Annotated in this window: 21 protein-coding genes; 17 read left to right on the top strand and 4 right to left on the bottom strand. The window is 65.3% G+C overall.

Annotated features, from left to right (window positions below; genetic code table 11):
• Positions 1 to 2 precede the first annotated feature (2 nt).
• From M9924_01815 to M9924_01800, 4 genes are all read right to left on the bottom strand, one after another.
• Positions 3 to 560, bottom strand: coding sequence for a DUF1254 domain-containing protein (locus M9924_01815; GenBank protein ID MCO5063131.1), 558 nt, complete (start codon positions 558 to 560; stop codon positions 3 to 5).
• On the bottom strand, positions 553 to 1,143 hold the full coding sequence (locus M9924_01810; GenBank protein ID MCO5063130.1) for a DUF1214 domain-containing protein: 591 nt from the start codon (positions 1,141 to 1,143) through the stop codon (positions 553 to 555). Before M9924_01810 ends, M9924_01815 begins: the two co-directional genes overlap by 8 nt.
• A 10-nt stretch (positions 1,144 to 1,153) precedes the next feature.
• Entirely contained in the window at positions 1,154 to 3,313 is a 2,160-nt protein-coding gene (locus M9924_01805) for a PBP1A family penicillin-binding protein (GenBank protein MCO5063129.1), read from the bottom strand.
• A gap of 197 nt (positions 3,314 to 3,510) precedes the next feature.
• On the bottom strand, positions 3,511 to 3,822 hold the full coding sequence (locus tag M9924_01800; GenBank protein ID MCO5063128.1) for a HigA family addiction module antitoxin: 312 nt from the start codon (positions 3,820 to 3,822) through the stop codon (positions 3,511 to 3,513).
• Between the two features lie 261 nt (positions 3,823 to 4,083).
• On the opposite strand from M9924_01800, the gene M9924_01795 reads away from it, so the two are divergent.
• From M9924_01795 to M9924_01715, 17 genes are all read left to right on the top strand, one after another.
• Complete coding sequence (locus M9924_01795) at positions 4,084 to 4,536, top strand: hypothetical protein (protein ID MCO5063127.1); 453 nt, start codon at positions 4,084 to 4,086, stop codon at positions 4,534 to 4,536.
• A gap of 31 nt (positions 4,537 to 4,567) precedes the next feature.
• Positions 4,568 to 5,785, top strand: coding sequence for a terminase family protein (locus tag M9924_01790; GenBank protein MCO5063126.1), 1,218 nt, complete (start codon positions 4,568 to 4,570; stop codon positions 5,783 to 5,785).
• Between the two features lie 25 nt (positions 5,786 to 5,810).
• On the top strand, positions 5,811 to 6,971 hold the full coding sequence (locus M9924_01785) for a phage portal protein (GenBank protein MCO5063125.1): 1,161 nt from the start codon (positions 5,811 to 5,813) through the stop codon (positions 6,969 to 6,971).
• 30 nt (positions 6,972 to 7,001) lie between these two features.
• The gene (locus M9924_01780) at positions 7,002 to 7,331 is read left to right on the top strand and encodes a DUF6107 family protein (GenBank protein MCO5063124.1); all 330 of its coding nucleotides are present in this window, start codon (positions 7,002 to 7,004) and stop codon (positions 7,329 to 7,331) included.
• Entirely contained in the window at positions 7,324 to 7,899 is a 576-nt protein-coding gene (locus tag M9924_01775; GenBank protein MCO5063123.1) for an HK97 family phage prohead protease, read from the top strand. Before M9924_01780 ends, M9924_01775 begins: the two co-directional genes overlap by 8 nt.
• Positions 7,890 to 9,131 carry a phage major capsid protein gene (locus M9924_01770; GenBank protein MCO5063122.1) on the top strand — a complete coding sequence of 414 codons (1,242 nt, stop codon included), beginning with the start codon at positions 7,890 to 7,892 and terminating at the stop codon, positions 9,129 to 9,131. The genes M9924_01775 and M9924_01770 overlap by 10 nt, the downstream gene beginning before the upstream one ends.
• An 82-nt stretch (positions 9,132 to 9,213) precedes the next feature.
• Entirely contained in the window at positions 9,214 to 9,783 is a 570-nt protein-coding gene (locus tag M9924_01765; protein ID MCO5063121.1) for a head-tail connector protein, read from the top strand.
• A complete protein-coding gene (locus M9924_01760) occupies positions 9,783 to 10,118 on the top strand; it encodes a phage head closure protein (GenBank protein MCO5063120.1) in 336 nt (111 codons plus the stop codon). Before M9924_01765 ends, M9924_01760 begins: the two co-directional genes overlap by 1 nt.
• Positions 10,115 to 10,291 carry a hypothetical protein gene (locus M9924_01755; GenBank protein MCO5063119.1) on the top strand — a complete coding sequence of 59 codons (177 nt, stop codon included), beginning with the start codon at positions 10,115 to 10,117 and terminating at the stop codon, positions 10,289 to 10,291. The genes M9924_01760 and M9924_01755 overlap by 4 nt, the downstream gene beginning before the upstream one ends.
• Complete coding sequence (locus M9924_01750; protein MCO5063118.1) at positions 10,272 to 10,679, top strand: DUF3168 domain-containing protein; 408 nt, start codon at positions 10,272 to 10,274, stop codon at positions 10,677 to 10,679. Before M9924_01755 ends, M9924_01750 begins: the two co-directional genes overlap by 20 nt.
• A 79-nt stretch (positions 10,680 to 10,758) precedes the next feature.
• Positions 10,759 to 11,175: a phage major tail protein, TP901-1 family gene (locus M9924_01745; GenBank protein MCO5063117.1), complete on the top strand. Its 417-nt coding sequence runs from the start codon at positions 10,759 to 10,761 to the stop codon at positions 11,173 to 11,175.
• Positions 11,172 to 11,513 (top strand): gene transfer agent family protein, encoded by a 342-nt coding sequence (locus M9924_01740; GenBank protein MCO5063116.1) that lies wholly within the window; start codon positions 11,172 to 11,174, stop codon positions 11,511 to 11,513. The genes M9924_01745 and M9924_01740 overlap by 4 nt, the downstream gene beginning before the upstream one ends.
• Entirely contained in the window at positions 11,510 to 11,743 is a 234-nt protein-coding gene (locus M9924_01735; protein MCO5063115.1) for a phage tail assembly chaperone, read from the top strand. The genes M9924_01740 and M9924_01735 overlap by 4 nt, the downstream gene beginning before the upstream one ends.
• Complete coding sequence (locus tag M9924_01730) at positions 11,725 to 12,294, top strand: phage tail tape measure protein (protein ID MCO5063114.1); 570 nt, start codon at positions 11,725 to 11,727, stop codon at positions 12,292 to 12,294. The genes M9924_01735 and M9924_01730 overlap by 19 nt, the downstream gene beginning before the upstream one ends.
• 9 nt (positions 12,295 to 12,303) lie before the next feature.
• Positions 12,304 to 12,951 carry a DUF2460 domain-containing protein gene (locus M9924_01725; GenBank protein ID MCO5063113.1) on the top strand — a complete coding sequence of 216 codons (648 nt, stop codon included), beginning with the start codon at positions 12,304 to 12,306 and terminating at the stop codon, positions 12,949 to 12,951.
• A complete protein-coding gene (locus tag M9924_01720) occupies positions 12,948 to 13,820 on the top strand; it encodes a DUF2163 domain-containing protein (protein MCO5063112.1) in 873 nt (290 codons plus the stop codon). The genes M9924_01725 and M9924_01720 overlap by 4 nt, the downstream gene beginning before the upstream one ends.
• A gap of 5 nt (positions 13,821 to 13,825) precedes the next feature.
• Positions 13,826 to 14,263, top strand: coding sequence for an NlpC/P60 family protein (locus tag M9924_01715; GenBank protein MCO5063111.1), 438 nt, complete (start codon positions 13,826 to 13,828; stop codon positions 14,261 to 14,263).
• Positions 14,264 to 14,266: the final 3 nt, after the last annotated feature.

Genomic DNA, 14,266 nt, shown 5'->3' with positions numbered 1-14,266 from the left:
GGTTACTGCGGCTGGCAACGCAGCGAAGCCAGAAATTCCTCGACGGCGGGACCCCAGCTTTCATCCTGCACGAAGGCGCGCACGAGCGCGATGCCTTCCTCCGACTGCGTTTCGACGAACACGGATTGCCCGAGTTCTTCCGGCACCTCCTTGCGCACGTCCAGCATCTGGGCGGGCGTCAGCACCACGATGTCCAGCGCCCTGTCGTGGGCGCTGCGGTCGTTGAAGCTGTGGATGACATTGCCCGCGCGGTCGTAGATCGAGGCAGACCAGAACGGCACCGCGCCGGACGCCTGCATCCTGAGCAGCCCGTCCGTCAGGTCGAACCGGCAGACGATCGATTTGAACAGCGGATCGCGATTGCCGTCGTGAACGACATCGGGCAGGCCGTTGCGCACCTGCATCGGCTGGTAGAGGTCGGCCGCATCTGCCATGCGCGACCAGGCATTGCGGCTGGAGATTTCCGGCAGCAGCAAAAGGATGACGATGTGGAGGATCGCCGCGCCAAGCAGCCCCATCAGCAGCGCATAGCCGATGCGCGAATAGGCGGCCCTATCCATCGCACGCCACCTGCCGCACAGTCGGCATCTTCATCGTTTCCGACATCGGTCCGCCCTGCACGAGCGCGTCGTAGAGCGTAAGCACAAGACGCATGCGGCCAGTGCCTTCGGTGCGCAGCCAGTTGCCGGGGGCAGGGGCCGCGCCTGCGGTGATGGTGATGCTGTTGTCGGCATTGCGCAGGACGGCGCGCGAATGCAGCGTGCCGTGCGCGGGCGCGCCTGTCAGGCGATTGCTGACCGCGCGGTCGTAGGGTTCGCTGCGCAGCGTCCAAAGGCGGGCCAGCGGCGTCTCGCCGGTCAGGCGGTATGTGCATTCGGCAAGCAGATCGGAGCCCGCCTCGTCGTGCTCGGCGAAGAAGGACAGGCCCTCCGAGCGCCCGAGCGCCAGCGTGCCCTCGACGGCGGCCTCGGCGCGCGCATAGGGATCGGCCGAGCCTGCGCCGCTTTCGGGATAGGCCATCCACGGGCCGACACGGATGCCGCCCAGACGGACGTCGCGTTCGATCACCAGCGCCACGCTTGCCGCGCCGACGCAGATTGCGACCGACAGGGTGAGCAGAAAAAGGAGCGCCGTGCGGACCATGCAGGCTTCGTCAAAGCGCGGTGAGTGCTGCGGGCGCGGGCGCTTCCAGATGCTCGGCCCTGGAGAAGCGGTCCGTCATCTGGCGCAGCACGCGCGTCGTGTCGCTCGACAGTACGCGCGGCGCATCGAGTTCCGGCTCGGATGGCGCATCGGCGGTCTTGCTTTCAGCCGCCTCGCGCTTCGCCTTGGCGATGATCTCGGGATCGACAAACGGCTTTTCGAGACCGGGTATCGGCTTCAGGTCGATGTTCTGATGGATGTGCGTCATCAGCCGGTTCCACACCATGGCGGGAAGCGAGCCGCCCGTCATTTCCCGCGATGGCGTGAAGTCGTCATTGCCCAGCCAGACGGCGGCCGTGTAGTTGCCGGTGAAGCCCACATACCAGGCATCGCGATAGGATTGCGTCGTGCCGGTCTTGCCTGCGCTGCGGATCAACGGCATTGCCGCGCGGCGGCCCGTTCCCGCCTCGTTGACGCCCGCAAGCATGGTGTTCATATAGGCGACCGACTGGTCGGTCAGCACGCGGTGCGGCGGCGGCGCGTCCCTCGAATGATCGTAGAACACCTCTCCCGAGCGTGTGCGCAACTGCGTGATGCCGTAGCGCACGCCCGCGAAGCCGCCATCGGCCATGGTGTTGTAGCCCGTCGCCTGATCCATCACGGTCATGCCGGAGGTGCCCAGCACCATCGTCTTGTGCTCGTTGAGCTTGGATTCCACGCCCATCGCATAGGTGAGCTTCACGATCGGATCGATGCCGAGCTTTTCCTTGGCGAGCCGCACCGGCACCGTATTGATCGAACGCGCCAGCGCGCTGGCCAGCGTGACGCGCCCGGAAAAGGAGCGCCCGTAGTTCTTCGGCGACCAGTTGCCCCAACTGATGGGGCCGTCCGAAATCACGGTCTCGGGCGTCATGCCCGCTTCCATTGCCGTGGCATAGACATAGGGCTTGAAGGACGAGCCGACCTGGCGCTCCGCCTTTGTGGCGCGGTTGAACTGGCTCGCGCCATAGTCGCGGCCCCCTACGATGGCCCGTACGGCCCCGTTCGTCTCCATGACGACCACTGCGCCCTCGGTCACGCGGTAATCCTTGCCGAACTGTCGCAGATGATATTCGATGGCCTCTTCCGAGGCGCGCTGGATGTTGATGTCGGCGGTGGTGCGGGCGACCATCGAGTGGATGCCGTATTTCGAGGCGATGCGCTTGGCCTCCTCGAAGGCCCAGTCGAGGAAATAGTCCGGCGCCTTGAGGTCGCCGCGGTCGATGATGTCGGCGGGATGAAGGCGGGCCGAAAGCACCTGACCCTCGGTCAGGAAATTGCCCTGCACCATGTTGGTCAGCACCTCGTTGGCGCGGGCGCGCGCAGCGGGCAGGTTGATGTGCGGCGCATATTTGGTGGGCGCCTTGAACAGGCCGGCCAGCATCGCCGCCTCGGCGAGCGTGAGGTCCTTCACCTGCTTGCCGAAATAGAAATCGGCGGCGGCGGTGATGCCGAACGTGCCGCCGCCCATATAGGCGCGGTCGAGATAGAGCTGGAGGATTTCCTTCTTGGTGAGGTTCATTTCCAGCCACAGCGACAGGAACGCTTCCTTCACCTTGCGCTCGACCGTGCGCTCGTTGCTGAGGAACAGGTTCTTCGCAAGCTGCTGGGTGAGCGTGGAGCCGCCCTGCACGACCGAATTGGCGCGCATGTTCTCGTTCATGGCGCGGGCGAGGCCGATGAAATCGATGCCGTAGTGCTCGAAGAACCGGCGATCCTCGGTCGCCAGCACCGCGTTGACCACGAAATCCGGCATCTGGTCCACGGGAATGGAATCGCGCTGGATGAGGCCGCGCTGGCCGATCTCGTTGCCGTAGCGGTCGGTGAAGGTGACGGCGAAATCGCCGTGGTTGCGCCAGTCGCCCTCCGTTTCCTCGAAGGCGGGCATGGCCAGCGCCAGCATGACCACCGCGCCGCCTGCGCCCATGGTCATGGCCTCGGAGCCAAGCTCGACCAGCGCGCGACGCCAGCCGCGCACGCGAAAGCGACGGAAGAAGATGGTGAGGCTTTCCCAGCCGGCCCGCAGGCGGAAGCCGAGCGAATAGACCGTGGAATCGAGCCAGGCATCGATGGCCATGGCGCGTCCAGCGCGCGGCGCTTTAGGTCTGGACCTGGAGTCCCGTCTCAGCATCACTCCGCAATCCCCCCGCCAAGGGTTCCGCCCGGATATATGCCGAACGGTCGCACAAACCAAACCAAAAAAGCCCAGGAGGCTTTAATAAAGCGTGTGCGCGGCCCCGATGCGGGCGGGGCTCATGCCAAAGCAGACATGCCGGGCCTGTTTTGAGATTGTCGAAAGCTCAGCCGTCCGCGCAAGGCTGCGGAAGATCATGCAGCCAGAAGGTTGCTTCCATCGATTGCGTCAAGCTCCGCGCGGATTTCAGGCTCCGTGGTCTCCATCTCATAGCGGTTCTGGAGGTTCAGCCAGAACTGCGCGGTGGTTCCGAAAAATTTTGCCAACCGTAGCGCCGTGTCGGTGGTTATACCGGACTCCTCTCGCGCGATGCGTTCTATCCTCGTGCGAGGAATGCGGCACGCCTTCGCCAGCGCATATGCCGTCAGCCTGTTCGGCTCCATGAATTCCTCACGGAGAACTTCTCCGGGATGCATCGGAGAAAGCTGCGTTGTCTCATTGGTCATTTGCTCCTCCTTGCTTTTGCTAGTGGTAGCCGTCCATTATGCCCTGCGCCAGCCAGATTTGCGCCAATGTGCCAAGACTTATTATATTCCTAATATTTAATTAGGAAAAAAGTCCTTGACACCGTGACGGTGGTTTGGTAGCTTTTGTCTATCGTCGAAAAAGTGTGAGCGGCGCGGGCCGGAACGGTAATCCAAGCGATCTTGTGAGCGCGGGGATGGATTTCCTGCGCCTTCCGCAATCCCCAAAATTCGGAGGTGTCCTTGCCAATCTGGAACCCGGCGCGGGTGCGGGCGCAGCGCCTGCTCGTGGAAGTTCATGGTGCGCCGCTGAAATTGCTGGCCGATGCGACGGGCCGCTCGCTCAACTCGATCCGCAAGCAGGCGGAAGTCAACGACTGGAAGCTGCCGGAGGGCGACGACCGCACCGTCGAAAAGCTGCGCCACGCATCGCTGGCGATTGCGCGGCGCATGGAGGTCGTCCTGCACGAATCCGGGCAGGGCGAAATGCTGGACAAGGCGGAAATGGACGCACTCAACTCGGCGGTGCGCGTGACCGAGAAACTGATCGAGATATTGAGCCCAGATGAATTCGTCCAGGAGAACGCCGCGCGCCAGAACGAAGAACTCGCCGACGTGCTCGACCGCATCAACAGGCGGATCATCGACCTTGCAGGGGAGATCGCAGCAGACATGGCTGCGCGCGACCATCGGTGAGCAGGCGCGCGCCATTGAGCATGAGTGGCTGATGACCTGCCTGCCGGGGCGTTATCGCGCGCTCGGCGTGCCCGACAACTGGCTGGTGCTCGGCGGGCGCGGGTCCGGCAAGACGCGGCTCGGCGCGGAATGGACGATCGCGCATGCCTGCGGCCTGCCGCCCATCGCCGAAAAGGGGCGTTCCAGCGGGCGCATCGCGCTGGTGGGCGAGACGCTGGGCGACGTGCGTGAGGTGATGATCGACGGGCCGTCGGGCATCCGCACGGTCGCGCGGCGCGACCGGCCCCGCTATGAGCCGACGCGGCGCAGGCTTTTGTGGCCTTCCGGCGCGGTGGCCTATGTGTTTTCGTCGGAGGACCCGGAAAGCCTGCGCGGGCCGCAATTCATGGCCGCATGGTGCGACGAGGCCGCGAAGTGGAAGAATGCGGTCGATTGCTTCGACATGCTCCAGTTCGGCCTGCGGCTGGGTGAGCGGCCACGGCAACTCGTGACCACGACGCCGAGGCCGACGAAACTGGTCAAGCGCCTTATGGGCGATCCGGCGTTTCATGTGGACCGCTATGCCACGCGCGACAACATCGCCAATCTGGCCGATGGTTTCATCGCCGCGCTCGAAAGCCGCTATGCCGGGACGCGGCTCGGCAGGCAGGAGCTTGAGGGCGAACTGATCGAGGACCGCGAGGACGCGCTGTGGACGCGCGCCGCGCTGGAGGCGGCGTTCATCGCGCAGGCGCCGCAGTTGCAGCGCATCGTCGTGGCGGTGGATCCGCCGGCAAGCTCGCGCCGCACCTCGGATGCATGCGGCATCGTGGCCGCCGGGCTGACGGAGGGCGGCGGCGTGATCGTGCTTGCCGACGAAAGCGTGCGCGGCGCGAAGCCGACCGAATGGGCGGCGCGCGTCGTCGCGCTCTACCATCGCGTGCAGGCGGATTGCGTGGTCGCCGAGGTCAACCAGGGCGGCGACATGGTTGCCGCCGTGATCCGCACCGTCGATCCGTCGGTGGCGGTCAAGGATGTGCGCGCGCGGCGGGGCAAATGGCTGCGCGCCGAGCCGGTCGCCGCACTCTATGCGCAGGGGCTGGTGCGGCATGCGGGGCGCTTTCCGGACCTCGAGGACGAGATGTGCGATTTCGGCCCGACCGGGCTTTCCGACGGGCGCTCGCCCGACCGGCTCGATGCGCTGGTGTGGGCGGTGACCGACCTTCAGCCGCGCTCGACCGGCGAACCGCGCATCCGCGATTTCGGCTGAGCGGACCAATTCAAGGGGATTGCTGATGAAATGGACATGGCCCTGGCAACGGGGGGACCGCGCACGCCTCGAGCGCAAGGATGGCTACGGATTCGTGACCTTGCAGACGCAGGGCGAAGCGCGATGGACACGGCGGGACTACGTCTCGCTGGCGCGTGTCGGCTTCATGGGCAACCCCGTCGCCCATCGCGCCGTGCGCATGATCTGCGAGGCGGTGGCGGCGGTGCCGCTGCTTCTGTTCGAGGAGGAGACGGAGCTTGCGCGCCATCCCATGCTCGACCTTTTGGCGCGGCCCAATCCGCGACAGGCGGGCGGCACGTTTTTCGAGGCGCTTTACGGCCATCTGCTGATTTCCGGCAATGCCTATGTCGAACTGATCGAGGCCGGGCCGAATGCGCGCGAAATGCATCTACTGCGCCCCGACCGCGTGAGCGTGGTTTCCGACGCGGGAGGCTGGCCGACCGGACTGGAACATTGCGAGGGAACGAAGCGGCGCAAGGTGCCGCTCGGATTGCTGCCGGGCGGCGGGGCCGTGCATCTTTCCCTGTTTCATCCGCTCGACGATCTCTACGGCTTTGCACCGCTTGAGGCCGCGCTCGTCGCGCTCGACACGCATCATGCCGCGGCGCGCTGGAACAAGGGCCTGCTCGACAATTCCGCGCGGCCTTCAGGCGCGCTTGTCTATGCGCCAAAGGACGGTGGCAATCTGTCTGGAGACCAGTTTGACCGGCTGAAATCGGAGCTTGAGGAGGGCTATTCAGGCCCGGCGCGCGCGGGCAGGCCGCTTCTTCTGGAAGGTGGGCTGGACTGGAAGCCGATGGCGCTGACGCCGAAGGATATGGATTTCGTCGAGGCGAAACATTCCGCCAGCCGCGACATCGCTCTGGCGTTCGGCGTGCCGCCCATGCTGCTCGGCATTCCCGGCGACAGCACCTATTCGAACTATCAGGAGGCCAACCGGGCATTCTATCGGCTTACCGTTTTGCCATTGCTGTCGCGGACGGTACGCGACCTTTCCGCCTGGCTCGCGCCGCTCTTTGGCGAGCGCGTGCGGCTGTGGTTCGATGCCGATGCCATCGAGGGGCTGGCGGCGGAGCGCGACGCGCTCTGGGCGCGGGTCAGTGCAGCAGGTTTTCTCACCGACGATGAGAAGCGCGCTGCCGTCGGATATGGCGAGCGGGCGTAGCGCCGCGCATTTTCAAGGAAAGATGACGTCATGCAGCATGTGCCTGACGCGGCTCTGGAATGGGCCGTGAAGGGAGCCGGCGCGGTTGCCGGTTCCGCGATATCGCTTGCCTATGTGTTGCCGCGCGGGCGTCGCGAGGCGGCGCTGCGGTTTTTCGTGGGCGTGGCCTGCGGGCTGGTGTTCGGCGGCACGGTCGGCGTCAAGCTCGCCGACGAGCTGGGCGTGCGAACTCTGCTCGGGCCGAATGAAACGGTGCTGACCGGGGCTGCCGTCGCCAGCCTGTGTGCATGGTGGGCGCTGGGGCTGACCCTGCGCTTCTTCCAGTCGGAAATCGGCAAGAAGGAATTGAAGCATGGATAGTGGGGCTTTGGCGCGCCTGCTCGACACGAAGCGCGTGGATCTGGCGCTGGCGCGCGTCGATGAGAGCGGCGTTTTCAGCGGTTATGCGAGCCTGTTCGGCGAGACGGACCTGGCGCAGGACGTGGTGGAGCGCGGCGCGTTCGCCCGTTCGCTGGCACGGCGCGGGGCGGGCGCGATCCGCATGTTGTTCCAGCACGATCCGAACCAACCGATCGGCGTGTGGACCGAAATTCGGGAAGATGCGCTCGGCCTGTTCGTGAAGGGCAGGCTGACGGAGGGCGTCGGTCGCGCGGCGGAGGTGCTGAACCTGATGCGTGCGGGCGCGCTCGACGGTCTTTCCATCGGCTTTCGCACGGTGCGCGCCAGCGCGGACAAGGCAAAGGGGCTTCGCCGCATTCTGGAGGCCGATCTCTGGGAAATCTCGGTGGTGACATTCCCGATGCTGCCGGGCGCACGCGTCGCCGTGGTGAAGGGCGGCTGTGAAGCGCCGCGAGAAAGGCAACTGGCCGCGCGGTTTCGCGCGGCTTCCCGCATGTTCAACGAAAGGAACGGCAACACATGGCAATGAACCAAGAGCAACGCGCACCGGAAAGCAAGGGCGGCGACCTCTCCGACGCATTCGGCGCATTCATGTCCTCGTTCGAGAGCTTCAGGCACGCCAATGACGAACGGCTCGCCCAGCTCGAAACGCGCCTCGGCGCCGATGTGGTGACCACCGAGAAGGTGGACCGCATCTCGCATGCGCTTGACGAGCAGAAGAAGGCGCTCGATGCGCTGGCGATGAAGGGGCTTCGGCCGGGCCTCGGCGGGTCGGGAACCGTGCAGCCCGACGAGCACAAGGACGCCTTCGACGCCTACATGCGCTCCGGCGACGATCGCCAGCTTCGCGCGCTGGACGCGAAGGCGATGTCCTACGGGTCCGGGCAGGACGGCGGCTATCTGGTGCCGGCGCAGACCGAGGCGGAGGTGGGCAAGCGCCTCGCGGCGCTGTCGCCGGTTCGCTCGATCGCGTCCGTCCGGCAGGTGTCGTCGGCGGTGCTGAAGAAGCCGTTCGCGGTCGGCGGCCCGGCGGTGGGCTGGGTTTCGGAAACGGCGGCGCGTCCGCAGACGGCTTCGCCGACGCTCGCCGAATTGCAGTTTCCGACCATGGAGCTTTACGCCATGCCCGCGGCGACATCGGCGCTGCTGGAGGACTCCGTGGTCGATCTCGACCAGTGGATCGCAAGCGAGGTCGATGCCGCCTTTGCCGCGCAGGAAGGGTCAGCCTTCATCACCGGCGACGGCGTTAGCAAGCCGAGCGGCCTGCTGAACTACGACCAGGTGGCTGAAAGCGCCTGGGAATGGGGCAAGATCGGCTATCTGGCAACGGGCGTCTCAGGCGCGCTTCCGGCAAGCAATCCGTCCGACAAGCTGATCGATCTCGTCTATGCGCTGAAGGCGGGATACCGGCAGAATTCAAGCTGGGTGATGAACCGCAAGACGCAGGCGGCGATCCGCAAGCTGAAGGACGCCGACGGCAATTATCTGTGGGCGCCGCCCGCCGTCGCCGGTCAGCGGGCAACGCTGCTGGGCTTCCCGCTGGTCGAGGCGGAGGACATGCCCGACATCGCCGCCAATTCGGCGTCGATTGCCTTCGGCGATTTTGGCCGGGGCTATCTGGTGGTGGATCGCACCGGGGTCCGGGTGCTGCGCGATCCCTATTCGGCCAAGCCCTATGTGCTGTTCTACACGACCAAGCGGGTCGGCGGCGGCGTGCAGGATTTCGACGCGGTGAAGCTGATGAAGTTTGCCGCCGCCTGACCCCTCCCGGTCAGGTGCGGCGCGGCTCCGGCTTTCCCTCCGGCCGGAGCCGCATTTTTCTCTCCATATGAGGCGCTGATCCGTGACGCTTATCCGAATGACAGGGCCGGAGGTCGAACCCGTGACCCTGGCCGAACTGAAACAATATTTGCGGCTGAGCCATTCCAGCGAGGACGAGCTTCTCGCCGGTCTGCTCCGCGCCGCGCGCGAGGATGTCGAGCGGGTTACCGGCCTTGCCTTGATCGAACAGGGCTGGCGGCTGGTCATGGACCGGCCGATGACGGGCGGCATGATTTTGCTGCCGCGCCATCCAGTCCGCGAGGTGGTGTCGGTAACGCTCTACGCGCAAGACGGCACCCCGCAAATCCTCGACGCGGGCGCATACCAGACCGACACCTTGTCGCGTCCCGCACGCATCCTGCTGGCCGAACAGGCAGGTGGCCTGCGCGCGATGAATGGCGTCGAGGTCGAGTTCACCTGCGGCTTCGGCGAGGCCGGGCCGGATGTGCCCGACCTTCTGCGCCGGGCGATCACCCACCTTGCGGCGCACTGGTACGAATTTCGCACGAGCTTCGGCCCGTCCGACCAGCCGGTGTCCTATCCGGCTGGCTATGAGCGCATGATTTCCGGCTATATCGAAAGGCGGCTTTGATGAGCACTTTGCAGATCGATCCGGGAGAGTTCCGCACGGAGCTTTCCCTCCAGGAATGCCAGACCGTCTATGACGCGCTGGGCGGCTATTCCGAAAACTGGGTGGAGACGGCGGTTCTTTTCGCGAAGATCGAACCGCTCGATGCCGCCAGCAATTTTGCGGCGGACCAGACCACGGAGACCGTAACGCATCGCGTCTACGTCAGGTGGCAGCCGGGGTTGGCGAGCGGCATGCGCTTCGCGCTCGGCGAGCGCGTGCTGGAGGTTGTCACCGTGCACGATCCCGATGAGACCGGGCGCTACCTGATGTGCATGGCGACGGAGAAGGGCGCATGAAGCTCGCGGCAAAGCTGACGGTGCAGGGACTGATCCGGGCGCTGCGGGCGCGCGTGCACGGTCTTGCGGAAGACGTGGAACGCGGGCAGGTTCGCGCGGGAGCAAAAAAGGCCGTGCGGCCTGGCAATCCGCGCACCGGCAAGGGAGAGAATGATGGCGTCCGCCGCGGCTGAATTGCAAATGGCGATCTTTGCCGCGTTGAAAGGCGATGACACGCTGGTGGACGCGCTCGGCGGCCCGAAGATCTACGACCATACGAGGTCGGATGCAGCCTTTCCCTATGTCACCTTCGGTCGGACCAGCGTCTACGACTGGAGCACCGGCACCGAGATCGGCACCGAGCACCTTTTCACGGTGCATGTTTGGTCGAAGGCCAAGGGCAAGAAGGAAACGCTGGACATCATGGGGATCATCGAAGCGCGCCTGAACGACCAGCCGCTTGCGATGACCGGCTTTCGCCTCGTGAACCTCCGTCAGGAATTCGCGGAAACCCGCTTCGACGAGGACCAGTCCGTGACCCACGGGCTGCTCCGCTTCCGGGCGATCATCGAAGCGGGCTGATCCACATTTCATCCGAAGAAACGCGCAGCGTCGGGCGCCTGCCCGGCGTTCGCGCCCATTTGTCCGAAAGGAAAACGCATTGGGTGCTCAGAAAGGAAAGGACCTTCTCTTGAAGGTCGATACGGGTGAGCCGGACGGCTATGTCACCGTGGCGGGGCTGCGTTCGCGAAAGCTCGCCTTCAACAGCCAGACCGTGGACATCACCGACCAGGATTCGGCGGGCCGCTGGCGGGAATTGCTGGCGGGCGCAGGTGTCCAGCGCGCCTCGGTCAGCGGTTCCGGCATTTTCAAGGATGCGCAATCCGACGCGAAGATTCGCGAGGCGTTCTTTGCGGGCGAAATTTCGGGCTGGCAGGTGATCGTTCCCGATTTCGGCACGGTGCAAGGCCCGTTCCAGATCACGGCGCTCGAATATTCCGGCAGCCATGACGGCGAGGTGAGTTTCGAGATCGCGCTGGAATCAGCGGGCGAGGTCAGCTTCGCGGAGGCGATATGAGCGCGAACCGCAGGCGTGGCGAGATCGAGGCGGTGCTGGACGGCAAGCCGCGCCGCCTGTGCCTGACGCTGGGCGCTCTGGCCGAACTGGAGGATGCCTTTGCAGCCGACGATCTCGGCGCGCTCGTCGAGCGCTTCACCAGCGGCAGGCTTTCGGCGCGCGACATGATCCGTGTCATCGCGGCTGGGCTGCGCGGCGCGGGCGAGGCGATCGAGGACGCGGCGGTCGCCGCCCTACGAGTCGAGGGCGGGGCGGCGGGCTATGCCCGCATCGTCTCGCAACTGTTGACCGAGACCTTCGGCGGAACCGACGCGCAGGGCATTCCGCAAAACCCTTGAAAGCCGCAGCGGGCCGCCCCCGGCCTTTTCCCTGGGCCGACGCGATGGCGGTCGGGCTTGGCCTGCTGCGGCTTTCGCCAGCCGACTTCTGGTCGATGACACCGCGCGAGTTCGAGCGTGCGTGGAGTGTGCTGCGACCGCAAAGCGGCAGCGCGCCGTCGCGCGGCGAGCTTGAAGCATTGATGAACCTGTTTCCCGACAAGGAGGCGCAATGGAAAACGAAACGGTGAGCGTGTCGATCGAGGCGGACACAAGCGCGTTCCAGACGCAGATGGAGCGGCTGCAAACGATTGCAGGCAGCTTCGGCTCGATCCTGACCTCCGGCCTGCGCAGCGCGGCGGTCAGCGGAAAGGAACTGGACGATGTGCTGCGCCAGATCGGGCTGAACATTGCGGGCATGGCGCTGAACAGGGGCCTCGCCCCGCTCGGCAACATGTTCAATTCGATGTTCTCCGGCCTGTTCGGAGGGATCACCGGGTTCGCCAAGGGCGGCGTGCCCGGGAAGGTGGTCCCGTTTGCGAGCGGCGGCGTGGTGTCATCGCCGAGCTATTTTCCCATGGGTGGCGGGCTCGGCCTGATGGGCGAGGCGGGCTCAGAGGCGATCATGCCCTTGCAGCGGACCGCTGACGGCAGGCTGGGTGTTGCATCGAATGGCGGCGCGGCCCCCATGAACGTGGTGTTCAACGTCAACGCGCAGGATGCCTCGTCCTTCCGCAAATCCGAATCCCAGATCACCGGAATGCTGGCGCGCGCCGTCAGGCGCGGCGCGCGATCGCTATAGGGGCAAGCCATGACGGAGCTTTCCGAATTTCACGATGTACGCTTTCCGCTTGCGGTCGCCTTCGGGGCAACGGGCGGACCGGAGCGGCGAAACGAAATCGTGTCGCTGACCTCGGGCCGCGAGAAGCGCAACCAGCGCTTCGCCCATTCGAGGCGGCGCTACGATGCGGGAACCGGCGTCAGGTCGCTGGCCGATCTCCATGAGGTGATGGCCTTCTTCGAGGCGCGGCGCGGCTCGCTGCATGCCTTCCGGTTTCGCGATCCGTTCGACATGAGGTCCTGCCCGCCTGACCGCGCGCCGGGATGGCTGGACCAGCCGCTTGGATCGGGCGACGGAACGAATGCCCGCTTCGCGCTTCTCAAGACCTATGGCACGGGAGCTGATGCCTATCGGCGTCCGATCCGGAAGCCGGTGGAGGATGCGATCCTCGTGGCCATCGACGGTGTCGAAAAAGCCTCGCCGGCGTTTTCGTTCGACCAGGCAACCGGCGATATCGTTTTTGCGGCGGAGGAAATCCCCGCGCCCGGCCAGCTTGTGACGGCGGGATATGAGTTCGACGTGCCGGTGCGTTTCGACACCGACAGTCTTTCGGCAAGCCTGACCGCGTTCAAGGCGGGCCAGTTTCCGGCCATTCCGTTGATCGAGGTGCTGCTGTGACCACATTGAACGAGCACCTCGCGGGTGCGCTCACCACCGTTTGCCGTTGCTGGCGGTTGACCCGCAAGGACGGAACTGTGCTGGGCTTCACGGACCACGACATGCCGATCACGGTCGACGGTACTCCGTGCGAACCGCAAAGCGGATTCGGCGCGAGCGAGGCGAAGCAGAGCCTCGGCATGCAGGCCGAGGCGCTCGACGTCGAAGGCGCATTGTCCTCTGCAAGCATTTCGGATGAGGACATTGCCGCGGGCCTGCTCGACGGCGCGGCCGTCGAAACGTTCCTCGTGAATTGGCGGCAGCCCGGCGACTTCGCGCTGATTGGCCAGTCCATCGTCGGCAAGATCACCCGCAGCGACGGGCGGTTCGTGGCGGAACTGGAAAGCCGGATGCGGGCGCTCGACCAGCCCAATGGCCGCTACATCCTGCGCAGGTGCGATGCCGAACTGGGCGACGCCCGTTGCAGGTTTGCCCTCGGCGGCGCCCATCTGGGCAGTGGCGCCGTGGTGGCAGCGACAGGCCGGACTGGCGCGACCGTATCGGGACTTGGCTTATTCGCAGCCGGATTGTTCACCAACGGGTTGCTGACATGGACGAGCGGAAGCTGGGCAGGCAACAGCATCCGTGTCGTGCGGCATTGGAAGGACGGCGCGACCGTCTCGGTCAGCCTGATGGTGGGCAATGGAATCCCGCAGGCGGGTGATACGTTTTCAATCGTCGCCGGATGCGACAAAACCTTTGCCACCTGTCGAGCGAAATTCTCCAACGGGTTGAATTTCAGGGGATTTCCGCATTTGCCCGGCAACGACCAGGCCTATGCCTATGCCACCGACGAGGGCAATTTCGACGGTGGGGCAATCGTCCCGTGACGAAGATGGCGCAGGAGATCGTTGCGGAAGCGCTGGGCTGGCTCGGCACACCCTATCGTCATCAGGCGTCATCGAAGCATGTCGGCTGCGATTGCCTCGGGCTGGTGAGGGGCGTGTGGCGCGCGGTGTACGGCGTCGAGGCGGAAAGACCGGGACCATATGCGCCGGATTGGGCGGAGGCGGGTGGATCGGAAACGCTGCTCGACGCCGCGCGACGCTATTGCTTCGAGCGCGTCGATGGTGCGGCGCGGGCCGGGGACCTGCTCCTGTTCAGATGGCGACCGCACCTGCCGGCAAAGCATGTCGGCATCCTCGTTTCGGACGACAGCTTCGTCCACGCCTATGAGGGCCATTGCGTGACCGTCTCCGCGCTGGTGCCGCAGTGGCGTCGCCGCGTCGCCGGGGCGTTCATTTTTCCAGAAGCAGTTCAAGTGGAGCGCTGACCG

The sequence above is a fragment of the Rhizobiaceae bacterium genome (assembly GCA_023953835.1).
Taxonomy (GTDB): domain Bacteria; phylum Pseudomonadota; class Alphaproteobacteria; order Rhizobiales; family Rhizobiaceae; genus Mesorhizobium_G.
This window is presented reverse-complemented; position numbering and strand designations above follow the sequence as displayed.

Coding starts and splice junctions, on each gene's coding strand:
- M9924_01740 (MCO5063116.1), top strand. CDS start 11,172: ATGAGCGCGAACCGCAGGCGTGGCGAGATCGAGGCGGTGCTGGACGGC.
- M9924_01790 (MCO5063126.1), top strand. CDS start 4,568: ATGACCTGCCTGCCGGGGCGTTATCGCGCGCTCGGCGTGCCCGACAAC.
- M9924_01805 (MCO5063129.1), bottom strand. CDS start 3,313: ATGCTGAGACGGGACTCCAGGTCCAGACCTAAAGCGCCGCGCGCTGGA.
- M9924_01800 (MCO5063128.1), bottom strand. CDS start 3,822: ATGACCAATGAGACAACGCAGCTTTCTCCGATGCATCCCGGAGAAGTT.
- M9924_01815 (MCO5063131.1), bottom strand. CDS start 560: ATGGATAGGGCCGCCTATTCGCGCATCGGCTATGCGCTGCTGATGGGG.
- M9924_01725 (MCO5063113.1), top strand. CDS start 12,304: ATGACGGAGCTTTCCGAATTTCACGATGTACGCTTTCCGCTTGCGGTC.
- M9924_01770 (MCO5063122.1), top strand. CDS start 7,890: ATGGCAATGAACCAAGAGCAACGCGCACCGGAAAGCAAGGGCGGCGAC.
- M9924_01730 (MCO5063114.1), top strand. CDS start 11,725: ATGGAAAACGAAACGGTGAGCGTGTCGATCGAGGCGGACACAAGCGCG.
- M9924_01755 (MCO5063119.1), top strand. CDS start 10,115: ATGAAGCTCGCGGCAAAGCTGACGGTGCAGGGACTGATCCGGGCGCTG.
- M9924_01780 (MCO5063124.1), top strand. CDS start 7,002: ATGCAGCATGTGCCTGACGCGGCTCTGGAATGGGCCGTGAAGGGAGCC.
- M9924_01750 (MCO5063118.1), top strand. CDS start 10,272: ATGGCGTCCGCCGCGGCTGAATTGCAAATGGCGATCTTTGCCGCGTTG.
- M9924_01775 (MCO5063123.1), top strand. CDS start 7,324: ATGGATAGTGGGGCTTTGGCGCGCCTGCTCGACACGAAGCGCGTGGAT.
- M9924_01760 (MCO5063120.1), top strand. CDS start 9,783: ATGAGCACTTTGCAGATCGATCCGGGAGAGTTCCGCACGGAGCTTTCC.
- M9924_01715 (MCO5063111.1), top strand. CDS start 13,826: ATGGCGCAGGAGATCGTTGCGGAAGCGCTGGGCTGGCTCGGCACACCC.
- M9924_01785 (MCO5063125.1), top strand. CDS start 5,811: ATGAAATGGACATGGCCCTGGCAACGGGGGGACCGCGCACGCCTCGAG.
- M9924_01810 (MCO5063130.1), bottom strand. CDS start 1,143: ATGGTCCGCACGGCGCTCCTTTTTCTGCTCACCCTGTCGGTCGCAATC.